Below are 12,301 nucleotides of genomic sequence, written 5' to 3' on the forward strand. Positions count from 1 at the left end.
CGAGCCATGAGCAGCAAAAACACAATCATTAGCCAGCTTGAAGCTGAGCAAATGACCAAAGAAATCCCAGAGTTTGCTCCGGGTGATACAGTAACTGTAAGTGTAAAAGTGGTGGAAGGCTCGCGTGAGCGTCTGCAGGCTTTTGAAGGTGTTGTGATTGCGAAAAGAAATCGCGGTCTGAACTCTTCTTTTACTGTTCGTAAGGTTTCATACGGTGTTGGCGTTGAGAGAACTTTCCAAACGCACAGTCGCTTGGTTGATAGTATAAATGTTAAGCGTCGCGGTGACGTTCGCAAAGCCAAGCTGTATCACCTTCGTGACCTTAGCGGTAAGGCTGCTCGTATCAAAGAGAAGTTGGATTAATATTCGCTTTATAAAGGCGTTTTAAAAAAAGGGTGGTCTGATGGCCGCCCTTTTTTGTTTGTGGTTGCCTGGATTTTTTGTGATTGGATGGGGCGGTAATGGTGAGTGGTTCGCTGGCGTGCTTGGAGGTCATAGATGGCTTTATAGAGATGTTGTGGCTAGAACAAGGATTGTCCGAAAATACGAGGATGTCTTACCGTTCAGATCTTATTCGCTTGGCTGAGTGGTTGGCGAGTAAGGGGCGCAGGCTTGATGAGGCTTCTCGCGAGGATTTGTTCTCTTTTCTATCGATGCGTATGCAGAAAGGAGCTAAGAGTGCATCCTCTGCTCGTATGTTGTCGACGCTGCGTAAGTTCTACCGTTATTTGTTGAGGGAGGGCAGGATTCGGGAAGATCCAACGCTAAGGATCGAGCACCCTAAGGTCGGGCGTTTGTTGCCGGGCGCCCTTTCTGAAAAGGAGGTGGAAAGGCTGCTGGCGGAGCCGGATATGTCGCTTCCTATTGAGGCGCGCGACAGGGTGATGTTGGAGGTGTTATACGCCAGTGGGTTGCGTGTGACTGAATTGGTTGGTCTTCAGCTCTATCAAGTTAACCTGAGGCAAGGGGTGTTGCGTGTTGTAGGGAAGGGGGATAAGGAGAGGTTGACCCCTTTGGGAGAGCAGGCGGTGGAGCAGTTGGAAAGCTATATAGCGGGTGTTCGAGGTGAGTTGTTGGGCGGCGGAGAGAACGGGGTTCTTTTTCCTAGTGTTCGTGGAAGGGAGATGACCAGGCAGACATTCTGGCATCGCATTAAGCTGTATGCTTTGCGAAGTGGGATTGCCAAGAATATTACGCCGCATACTCTTCGACATGCGTTTGCGACACATCTTCTTAATCACGGCGCAGACTTGCGGGTCGTTCAGTTGCTACTCGGGCATAGTGATTTGTCCACTACCCAAATTTATACTCATGTCGCCAAGGCGCGGCTCCAACAATTGCATTCCAGGCATCATCCGCGCTCTTAGTATTCGGTGTCGGCGTCTCTTGGATGTTGATGGAATGGGGTTAGGTTAAATCTATTTCACGTTACACAATTGGCCTAGTTTTGATAGGAGCATTTGTGTAATTTTAGGGTCTAATTACATATTCAAGAACGGATGAAGGTAGATTCATGCACGTAATGCGCCCTTTTGTACTGGTACTAATGGCATTGTCGGTCGCTTTCGGAGCGCGCGCTGACGAGCAGCAAGAGCAAGCTGTTAAGGTGATCAAGCAACGCTTGGCTGAGGCTGTGCCAGGCCTGAAAATCCTTAAGGTTAGCCCAAGTCCAATACCGGGGGTGTATGAGGTTGAGTCCAATAACCCGCAATTATTGTATACCAGTGCTGATGGTCAATATTTTGTGGCGGGCGATATTTACCAGGTGAGCGAGGGGCGTATTACTAATCTGGCGGAGCGTCGTCGCGAAGAAACCCGCGCCGAGCTGGTTAATTCAATCGATGAGTCAAAGATGGTTGTGTTCAAGCCAGAAGTAGTAAAGGCTTCCATTACTATCTTTACGGACGTGGACTGTGGCTACTGCAGAAAGCTTCATAAAGAAGTGCCTCGTTTGAATGAATTGGGCGTTCAGGTTAACTACTTGGCGTATCCGCGCGCTGGCGTGGGGTCTGGAAGTTATCAGAAAATGGTTTCCATTTGGTGTGCGGATGATCAGCAAGCTGCTTTGACCGAGGCGAAGCTGGGTAAAACACCTTCCGCCAAAGACTGTAAGAACCCAGTTTCTGACCAATACAATCTTGGAAACCAGATTGGTATTAGTGGTACGCCAGCCATTGTGTTGCACGATGGTCGTTTGATTCCAGGATATGTTCCGGCTGACTCTCTTGCTAAGGGGTTAGGGCTAGAAGTTAAGTAAGGCGCTGGGGTTGAAAGCGGAGGGGGAGAGCCCCTCTTCGCTAGCTAGCACCGAAAGCTCTTTTCCTTTCTTCTTATATCGCACTCTCTCTCAATATTGTTGCACCTTTGGGCTCCACCGGGAGACAGTCCTTCCTTTTGGCATGCGCTATATTCCATGCTCAGTTCGTAATTGCTCAATTCAGTAAATGGCGTGCTGCTATCACATCCTGCGAGCAATATTAGGGTGATAATGAGGCTGTTTCTCAGGCGAGGGCGCGCTGATTTTATCGTCCAATTAATCATTGTTATTTCCGCAAAGTTTGTCGATGCAGGAAGGCGTTACCTAACAGGTTAGTCCTGGTTTTTTTTCTGCGCCATTTTTCCTGGTTCGGCACGGCTTTATTGAGTGCTGATTTCCGCAGCTCCCCTTCCTGTAATTTAGAACCGCATCACGTTGACACTCTATGGGGTGCGGGGTATTGTGGCCTGTTCTCTATAATGTACTTAACTTAATCTTCGCCCACTGTCGTTCAGGAGATAGTAATGGATTTTCCGCGCATCAGTCGCTTGCCGCCCTATGTTTTTAACATCGTTGGGGAGCTCAAGCAGCAGGCGCGAGCGAGGGGGGAAGATATTATTGACTTTGGCATGGGCAATCCTGACCAGTCTACTCCCAAACATATAGTTGACAAGCTGACGGAAACCGCACAGCGAGACGGTACGCATCGCTACTCGCAATCCAAAGGCATCCCCCGGCTGAGAAGGGCTATCGCCCATTGGTATAAGAGTCGGTTTGATGTGGATCTGGATCCGGAAAAAGAAGCGATAGTTACTATTGGCTCCAAAGAGGGGCTTGCTCACTTGGCTTTGGCTACAATGGGGCCAGGAGATGCCGTGCTGGTGCCGAACCCGAGTTATCCTATACATCCCTACGGGTTTGTCATTGCTGGGGCGGATATCCGGCATATTCCTCTGGGCGAAGACACTAATGCTTTTTTCACTGAACTGGAAAAGGCGATTTTGGATTCCTGGCCTCGCCCCAAAATGCTGGTATTGAACTTCCCTGGCAACCCGACTTCGCAATGTGTTGAGTTGGGCTTTTTTGAAAAAGTCATTGCTATCGCTCGAGAACATAAAATCTGGGTTGTGCAGGATATCGCATACGCAGATATCGTATTTGATGGCTATAAAGCCCCTTCGATATTGCAAGTGCCCGGAGCTAAAGAGGTGGCGGTAGAATTTTTCTCGCTATCCAAAAGCTATAATATGCCGGGTTGGCGCGTTGGTTTTTGTTGTGGCAACGCTGAGTTGATTGCTGCTCTGGCCAGAATTAAATCTTATCTGGACTATGGAACTTTTACTCCTATCCAAGTGGCGGCTATTGCTGCTTTGGAGGGTGACCAGTCATGTGTGGAAGAGATACGGGCGATGTATCAGTCTCGGCGCGATGTGTTATGTCGAGGGCTGGGCAGTATTGGCTGGGATGTAACCCCGCCTAAGGCGACCATGTTCGTCTGGGCGAAGATACCTGAATTTTATCGCCACATGGGGTCTCTGGAGTTTTCTAAGAAACTATTGCTGGAGGCGAAGGTGGCGGTTTCTCCAGGTTTGGGCTTTGGGCATTATGGCGACGAGTATGTGCGATTCGCGTTGATTGAAAACGAACACAGGACGCGACAGGCGATTCGTGGCGTTAAAGCGATGTTTCGCAAAGACGGATTGATACAAGATTAAAGCACTCTTAAATGCGCCATCACGAGCGCGTAATGTTGTGGAGACGTGGTAGATGAAGATAGCTATTTGTGGATTGGGCACTGTCGGTAGTGGAACGTTTAACGTGCTGGCGCGCAACGGCGCGGATATTTCCGCGCGCGCAGGTATGGCTATTGAGGTGATTCGTGTCGCATCCCGTCGAATGAATCCAGCTTGTGAGTTGGACTCCACGCAATTTACGACAGATATTTTTGCTGTAGCTTCTGACCCGGAAGTTGAAGTCGTTGTCGAGCTGCTGGGCGGCACGACTATCGCGAAAGAGTTGATTCTCAAAGCGATCGAGAACGGCAAGCATGTGGTTACTGCTAATAAAGCATTGATCGCAGAACACGGTGGGGAAATATTTGAGCTGGCGGCGCAAAAGGGCGTTACGGTCGCGTTTGAGGCGGCGGTAGCCGGTGGCGTGCCGGTAATTAAAGCCCTGCGCGAGGGCCTTGCCGCGAATCGTATTAACTGGCTGGCGGGAATCATCAACGGCACCGGTAATTTCATCCTGACGGAAATGCGTGACAAAGGTCGTGCGTTTGAGGATGTGCTAAAAGAGGCGCAGGCTCTGGGGTATGCCGAAGCTGATCCCACATTCGATGTGGAAGGGATTGATGCAGCGCACAAGTTAACTATCCTGGCCTCGGTGGCGTTCGGTATTCCTTTGCAGTTCAAGCGCGCCTATACGGAAGGCATTAGTGCGATTGCGCCTGAAGACGTTCAATATGCGGAAGAGTTCGGCTATCGCATCAAACACTTGGGGATAGCGAGACGTTTGGATCACGGGGTCGAGTTGCGCGTGCATCCTACGCTGGTTCCGGAATCCCAGCTGATTGCAAAAGTTGATGGCGTGATGAACGCGGTGATGGTTGACGGCGATGCCGTGGGGCCGACTTTGTACTATGGAGCCGGCGCTGGCGCTGAAGCTACAGCATCGGCGGTAGTGGCTGATCTCGTGGATATCGCCAGGGCGTCGCGTCAGGGCGTAGCTGTTGGCGTTCCTTCACTGGGGCATAGCCCCGAGCACCTTAATGATCTTGAAGTGGTGCCTGTTGAAGATGTGGTTAGCGCTTACTACTTGCGTATTCTTGTGCAGGATCACCCGGGCGTGTTGGCGAATGTAGCCCAAATTCTGAGCGAGCACAGCATTAACATCGAGTCGATTGTGCAAAAGGAAAGTGAGCAGCACGACGGGCTGATTCCCATGATCATGCTGACTCACAGAGTGCAGGAAAAGAATATGAACCATGCGCTGGCGGTTATTGAAGCGTTGCCGGACGTGGTAGGTAAAGTAACTCGCATACGCGTTGAGTCATTTAGCTAGTAAGCTCTAGATGTCCTGATCAAGTGGGGCTTCCTTTTAACGATATAGGTTGAAAAAAGCGGCGTGAATAGCGCCGCTGTGATAATGGCAAAGGGTTTAAATCGTGAAGTATGTAAGCACCAGAGGCAAAGCGCCTGCGCTTAACTTTGAAGAAGTTTTGTTGACCGGGTTGGCTTCGGATGGCGGCCTGTACGTACCTGAGTTTTTACCTCGTTTTACCCCGGAGGAGATTGCCTCTTGGGCTGGGCTGAGTTACCCGGAACTGGCGGTCAAGGTCATGTATCCATTCGTGGAAGGCTCTCTGTCTATCGAAGAGTTCTCCGCCATCGTCAATGATGCATATTCAGAGTTTGCTCATTCCGCAGTTGCGCCGCTGAAGCAGATTTCTTCGAATGAATGGGTGATGGAGCTTTTTCATGGGCCCACTCTGGCGTTCAAGGACTATGCGTTGCAGCTTCTTGGGCGTTTGGTTGATCACTTTCTGGAAAAGCGTGGCGAGAAAGTGGCGATTCTAGGGGCGACTTCCGGCGATACAGGCTCTGCGGCGATTGAAGGGTGTCGCCATTCCAAGCATGTCGATATTTTTATTCTTCATCCCCATGGCCGCGTTTCTGAAGTTCAGCGCAGGCAAATGACTACGGTTTCCGGCGACAATGTGCACAACCTTGCGATTGAAGGTAACTTCGACGACTGTCAGCGCATGGTCAAGGCGAGCTTCGGCGACCAGACATTTTTAGGCGGACGCCCTCTGGTGGCGGTGAATTCGATTAACTGGGCGCGGATCATGGCCCAGATCGTATATTACTTCCATGCAGGGTTGAGTGTCGGCGCGCCTCACCGGAGCGTCGCGTTCTCTGTGCCGACAGGAAACTTTGGCGACATTTTTGCCGGATATCTAGCGCGAAACATGGGGCTGCCAGTAAGTCAGCTGGTCATCGCGACCAATCGCAATGACGTACTACACCGCTTTATGAGCAATAACCAGTACAATCTGCAGCCGTTGCAACATACCTTGTCTCCGAGTATGGACATTGTCGTATCCAGCAATTTCGAACGTCTTTTGTTTGACCTGCATGGTCGTAATGGCGCTTTATTGGCGGACCTGATGGAGAAAATGAGCAAAGACGATGTCGCCATTGAGGAATACCGCTGGCGTCACGCCCGGGATCTGTTTGACTCGTATGCGGTTGATGATGAGTCTACATTGGCGAGTATCGATCAGATCTTTGCAGAAACTGAAGAGGTCGTCGACCCGCATACCGCCATTGGGATCAAGGCTGCGCGGGCCTGTCGTCGTGACGAGCGTGCGCCAATGGTGATCCTGGCGACGGCGCATGCAGTCAAATTTCCGGAAGCTGTGGCTAAAGCAGGCGTTAAGGAAGAACCTAAGTTGCCTGTTCACATGGCTGATCTCTTCGAGAGAGAGGAGCGCTTTACCGTGCTTCCGAATGATTTGCAGGCGGTTCAGCAGTTTGTGCAGGATCACCTGAAGCAATAACCTCCTTTGGCGGGCGGCAGGACCGGTAAGCGCCGATCCTGCTGTTAGCCCCTTCTCAACATGCTAGTCAAAAAATTGGATGGCCGGTGAGCGAGCTTTCCCGAACGTTACCTAAAAAGCATATTGAACGTCGTCCTGTTCAGGCGAATTTCATGGGTGTCGCCAGTCTGCCCCCTTTATTGCAGCGTATCTACGCCGCCAGAGGGGTCGGCAGCACTGATGAACTGGAGTATTCCCTGAATCATTTGTTGCAGCTGGATAGCTTGGCGGGTGTGCAGAGCGCTGCAGTTATCCTGGCTGAGGCGCTGCGGCGGAATCAACGTATTATTTTTGTCGGCGACTTTGATGCTGACGGCGCTACGAGCACTGCTCTGGGGGTGTTGGCGCTACGTATGTTTGGCGCTGCTTATGTGGATTACATCGTTCCCAACCGTTTTGAATATGGCTATGGCCTCTCTCCAGAGATCGTGGAAGTGGCGCTGTCACGTCAGCCGGATGTGCTTATTACGGTAGATAATGGCATCGCCAGTATTGATGGTGTTAAAGCCGCCAAACAGGCTGGCTTACAGGTTATAGTAACCGATCATCATTTGGCGGGTGCGGAGTTGCCGGAAGCTGACGCAATTGTTAATCCCAATCAGCCAGGATGCGGTTTTCCCAGTAAGTCTATTGCAGGTGTAGGCGTTATTTTTTATGTGATGCTGGCGTTACGGCAGGCGTTGCGAGACAGTGGCTGGTTTTCCACTACCGGGATGATTGAGCCGAATCTGGCCAATTTGTTGGATTTGGTGGCGCTGGGAACCGTTGCGGATGTGGTTTCTTTGGACGCCAATAATCGAATTATGGTGGAGCAAGGCTTGCGCAGGATTCGCGCAAAACGTTGTCGACCTGGCATTAATGCATTATTGCAGGTCGCCGGTCGTAATCAGGATAAGCTCAGCGCATCCGATTTGGGGTTTTCCATTGCGCCGAGGCTCAATGCGGCCGGTCGGCTGGAGGATATGACGGTCGGTATTGAGCTGCTGCTGACTGAAGATCCTTCCAAGGCGTTGATGATTGCGCAAGAGCTTGACGGATTGAATCAGGCGCGCAAGGAAATTGAACGGGGCATGCAAGCCCAGGCGCTATCGATACTGGATCGAATGAACTGGACTTACGACAATCCTCCGGCAGCGGTTTGTCTTTATGATGAGAGCTGGCATCAGGGGGTGGTGGGGATTCTTGCGTCCCGCATCAAGGATCGCATGCATCGTCCAGTAATTGCTTTCGCACCAGGAGATAATGGCGAGCTGAAGGGGTCCGCCCGCTCGATACCCGGCCTGCATATACGTGACGCACTGGATGCGGTTGCAACCAGGCGTAGCGGATTGTTGACTAAATTTGGCGGTCACGCCATGGCGGCGGGGTTGTCGCTACGTCCAGAGGATTTCACGGCTTTCACCGAGGCTTTCCAAGAAGTGGTGGCGGAGGCGGTGAATACGGATGATCTGCAGGCCAGGATTCTGACGGATGGCGAGCTGTCCCCTGAAGAGCTCTGTATGAATATGGCGATAACTTTGAAGAATGCCGGGCCATGGGGGCAATCTTTCCCTGAACCGTTGTTTGATGGCTTGTTCCGCATCGCCAGTTGCAGGATTGTCGGTGAGCGTCACTTGAAGATGACGTTGGCGGACAATCGTTCTGGTAATTGTTACGACGCAATTTATTTTAATGTCGACCCTGCGACGCCTTTCAGTGAATGGGACCGGGTGAAGGTGGTTTACAGGCTTGATGTAAATGAGTTTCGTGGGCACAGTAGTTTACAACTGCTTATCGAATATCTTGAGCCCCGTAATTAGGGTAAATCGCCCGTCTATCGACGTCTTCCATGGTGTAACTCACTGGTCAGTTTGTTTACAATAGCGGGCTTTCTTTACGGTCGGTGAATGAATCGCCGCCGTTCCAACCGTTTTTTGAGGCCCCGACAACTATGTTAGAAGTGAATCCAATTGTTAATACCATCAAGGACCTGCGCACCCGCGTAGAATCTTTACGGAGGTATCTTTGACTACGACAGCAAGAAAGAGCGTCTGGTCGAAGTAGAAAGAGAACTGGAAGATTCCAACGTCTGGAATAATCCCGAGCGAGCTCAAGGGCTTGGAAGAGAGCGCTCTTCCCTTGAAGTTGTGGTTAAAACCGTCGACGACGTGACCGGCGGGTTGACTGATTGCTCTGATTTGCTGGACATGGCGGTGGAGGAGCAGGACGCTGACGCAGTCGCTGAGGTGGAGAGTGAACTGGAGTCAATCCAGGCTCAGGTAGAGACCCTGGAGTTCCGCAGAATGTTCTCCGGCGAGATGGACCCCAACAATGCGTACCTGGATATCCAGGCTGGCTCAGGGGGAACTGAAGCGCAGGATTGGGCGAGCATGCTGCTGCGTATGTTCTTGCGCTGGGGCGAACGCCGCGGTTTCAAAACCGACTTGATTGAAGAGTCTCCTGGTGAAGTGGCGGGCATTAAGAGCGCCACCATTCATTTTCAGGGTGAGTATGCGTACGGTTGGTTGCGCACGGAAACAGGCGTGCATCGACTCGTGCGTAAGTCGCCTTTCGATTCCGGCAATCGCCGCCACACCTCTTTTGCGTCCGTGTTTGTGTCGCCGGAAGTGGATGACGATATTGAGATCGACATTAATCCGGCTGATTTGCGTATAGACGTTTATCGCGCCTCTGGCGCAGGCGGTCAGCACGTTAACAGGACTGAGTCCGCCGTACGTATCACGCACATGCCTTCTGGCATTGTGACGCAGTGCCAGAACGACCGTTCTCAGCACAAGAACAAAGATCAGGCGATGAAGCAGCTGAAAGCGAAGCTGTATGAGCTTGAAATGCAGAAACGCAATGCGGAAGCGCAGCAGCTGGAAGACAGTAAGTCCGATATTGGTTGGGGCAGCCAGATCCGGTCTTACGTATTGGACCAGTCGCGCATTAAAGACTTGCGTACATCCGTAGAAAACTCCAATTGTCAGGCGGTGCTTGACGGCGATATTGATGAGTTTATCGAGGCGAGTTTGAAGCAGGGCCTGTAATCAGGCCCTTCGCTTATATCTCGACCCGTAATTTTTGCCAATTGATTGATAAATAGTGGATTAAGCAAACCATGACAGAGAACCAAAATCCTGCAGTAGATGAAAATAAACTGATCGCTGAGCGCCGAGGCAAGCTGGGCAAGTTGCGGGAAAAGGGGCAGGCGTTTCCGAATGATTTTCGTCGCGACAGCTACTGTGCAGACCTGCAGGCTCGTTATGGTGATAAAAGCAAGGAAGAACTGGAAGAAGCGGGTGTGCGCGCGAAAGTGTCTGGCCGTATCATGGCGATGCGTGGACCTTTTGTCGTCATTCAGGACTCGACAGGTCGTATTCAGTTGTACATAGACCGTAAAGGTCTACCCCCGGAGCAGTTGGAAAATGTCAAACTGTGGGATTTGGGCGACATCGTCGCGGCGGAGGGCGCTCTGCATAAGTCGGGCAAGGGCGATCTGTATGTAAGTATGGAAAACCCGCGTCTGATGGTGAAAGCGTTGCGTCCTCTTCCAGACAAGCATAAAGGCCTGACCAACACCGAAATGCGCTATCGCCAGCGCTATTTGGATCTCATCACCAATGAAGAAGCACGGGAAACTTTCCGTATACGCTCCAAGGTGATTGAAAGTATTCGCTACTTCCTGACCAAGCGCGACTTTATCGAGGCGGAGACGCCGATGTTGCAGGTGATTCCCGGCGGCGCTACGGCGCGTCCGTTTGTGACTTATCACAACGCTCTGGATATCGAAATGTTTCTGCGTATTGCGCCGGAGTTATATCTGAAGCGTCTGGTGGTGGGCGGCTTTGAGCGAGTGTTTGAAATTAACCGAAACTTCCGTAATGAAGGCTTGTCCACTCGCCATAATCCTGAATTCACCATGATCGAATTCTATCAGGCGTTTGCCGATTACAAGGACCTGATGAATCTGACCGAAGAGATGCTGCGCTGGGTGGCTCAGGAGGCGCTGGGGACGACGGAAGTGCGCAATACATCCAGGAACGCGGATGGCGAGGTGGTCGACGAGATCACTTATGATTTCGGCAAACCATTCCAGCGTATGACGGTAGTGGAGTCCATTCTGCACTTCAACCCAGAGATGACGTTGGCTGATATCGACAATATCGAGAGCGCCAAAAAAGTTGCGGCGAGCCTTGGTATCCCGCTTAAAGGGTCTTGGGGATTGGGTAAGGTCCAGATTGAAATCTTCGAGAAAACGGTTGAGCATCGCTTGATGCAACCGACCTTCATTACGGAGTACCCAACTGAGGTGTCTCCTTTAGCGCGTCGTAATGACGACAACCCCTTTGTCACCGACCGGTTTGAGTTTTTTGTGGGGGGGCGTGAAATCGCCAATGGCTTCTCTGAGCTGAATGACCCGGAAGACCAGGCTGAGCGTTTCCGTAACCAGGTGGCGGAGAAAGAGGCGGGCGACGATGAGGCGATGTTCTTTGATGAGGACTACATCACTGCGCTGGAGCATGGTATGCCTCCTACTGCGGGAGAAGGGATCGGTATCGATCGGCTGGTGATGTTGCTGACGGATTCGCCCTCTATAAGAGACGTTATTTTGTTCCCGCATATGCGTCCGCTGGCGGATTAATTCCCCGGTCGCTTCAAGCGAACAGAGAAAAGGAGAATGCAGATGCAAAGCTGCGCAGAGGTGTTGTTTGGGGCTTTAGCTCCAGACACCCACTGGAAGAAAGCTCTGAGAGAGGAGTTTTCCAAGCCCTATATGGTGCAATTGGAACAGTTTCTTGGAGCGCAAGATGGACTGGGTAAGGTTATTTACCCTAGCTTGGATAACTGCTTCAACGCTCTCAACACGACGCCTTTTGAGAATGTGTCAGTGGTGATATTGGGGCAGGACCCTTATCACGGTCCAGGGCAGGCGCACGGGCTTAGCTTCTCCGTGCTGCCTGGTATTGCGCCGCCGCCATCATTGGTGAATATTTTTAAGGAAATCAATAATGAGTTGGGCTTGGGCGTCCCTGAGCATGGGTGCTTGGCTTATTGGGCGCAACAGGGCGTTTTACTGCTGAACAGCGTGCTGACAGTGGAGCAGAGCAAGGCCGCCTCGCACCAGGGCAAAGGCTGGGAGCAATTCACTGATAGGGTGATACAGCTTATTAACAGTGAGCGGGAAAATGTGGTGTTTTTGCTGTGGGGCAGTTATGCGCAACGCAAAGGCGCTTTTATCGATCGTCAGCGTCACTGTGTGCTGGAGAGCGTTCACCCGTCGCCGTTATCCGCCCATCGCGGTTTTATGGGATGCGGTCATTTCGCCAGTACGAATGATTATCTGCGCACTCATCAAAAGAAAGCGATTGATTGGCGTCTGCCTCCAAAGGATCGATTAGATGAGAAGGGGCGGCTGATCAAGAAGGCGCCAGCCTCTGTAGAATAAATCAGGCCAAAACGGC

The 12,301-nt window shown here is 51.5% G+C and carries 10 protein-coding genes; all 10 read left to right on the plus strand.

All coding sequences use genetic code 11. The annotated features are described in order from the left end of the window. The first annotated feature begins 6 nt into the window (after positions 1–6). The 10 genes from rplS (at position 7) to ung (ending at position 12,285) form a co-directional block, all read left to right on the plus strand. Positions 7–363, plus strand: a complete 357-nt coding sequence (gene rplS, locus AC2IBB_RS10310) for a 50S ribosomal protein L19 (RefSeq protein ID WP_127972772.1) — start codon at positions 7–9, stop codon at positions 361–363. A gap of 98 nt (positions 364–461) precedes the next feature. Next, entirely contained in the window at positions 462–1,367 is a 906-nt protein-coding gene (gene xerD / locus AC2IBB_RS10315) for a site-specific tyrosine recombinase XerD (protein ID WP_486332776.1), read from the plus strand. Positions 1,368–1,513: 146 nt separating this feature from the next. Further along, positions 1,514–2,257: a DsbC family protein gene (locus AC2IBB_RS10320; RefSeq protein WP_486332777.1), complete on the plus strand. Its 744-nt coding sequence runs from the start codon at positions 1,514–1,516 to the stop codon at positions 2,255–2,257. Between the two features lie 524 nt (positions 2,258–2,781). Beyond that, positions 2,782–3,972, plus strand: a complete 1,191-nt coding sequence (alaC, locus tag AC2IBB_RS10325) for an alanine transaminase (protein WP_486332778.1) — start codon at positions 2,782–2,784, stop codon at positions 3,970–3,972. 52 nt (positions 3,973–4,024) lie between these two features. Next, positions 4,025–5,320, plus strand: coding sequence for a homoserine dehydrogenase (locus AC2IBB_RS10330; RefSeq protein WP_486332779.1), 1,296 nt, complete (start codon positions 4,025–4,027; stop codon positions 5,318–5,320). Positions 5,321–5,423: 103 nt separating this feature from the next. Beyond that, positions 5,424–6,818, plus strand: coding sequence for a threonine synthase (gene thrC / locus AC2IBB_RS10335; protein ID WP_486332780.1), 1,395 nt, complete (start codon positions 5,424–5,426; stop codon positions 6,816–6,818). A gap of 152 nt (positions 6,819–6,970) precedes the next feature. After that, positions 6,971–8,656 (plus strand): single-stranded-DNA-specific exonuclease RecJ, encoded by a 1,686-nt coding sequence (gene recJ, locus AC2IBB_RS10340; protein ID WP_486333943.1) that lies wholly within the window; start codon positions 6,971–6,973, stop codon positions 8,654–8,656. Positions 8,657–8,787: 131 nt separating this feature from the next. Further along, positions 8,788–9,886 (plus strand): peptide chain release factor 2 gene (prfB, locus tag AC2IBB_RS10345; RefSeq protein WP_486332781.1). Its coding sequence is split into 2 segments (ribosomal slippage): positions 8,788–8,862 and positions 8,864–9,886, totalling 1,098 coding nucleotides; the frame shifts between segments, so codons are not numbered across the junction. Between the two features lie 71 nt (positions 9,887–9,957). After that, positions 9,958–11,481, plus strand: coding sequence for a lysine--tRNA ligase (lysS, locus tag AC2IBB_RS10350; protein ID WP_486332782.1), 1,524 nt, complete (start codon positions 9,958–9,960; stop codon positions 11,479–11,481). Between the two features lie 42 nt (positions 11,482–11,523). Further along, positions 11,524–12,285, plus strand: a complete 762-nt coding sequence (ung, locus tag AC2IBB_RS10355) for a uracil-DNA glycosylase (RefSeq protein ID WP_486332783.1) — start codon at positions 11,524–11,526, stop codon at positions 12,283–12,285. Positions 12,286–12,301: the final 16 nt, after the last annotated feature.

This window comes from Hahella sp. NS-SX17, from assembly GCF_057367735.1.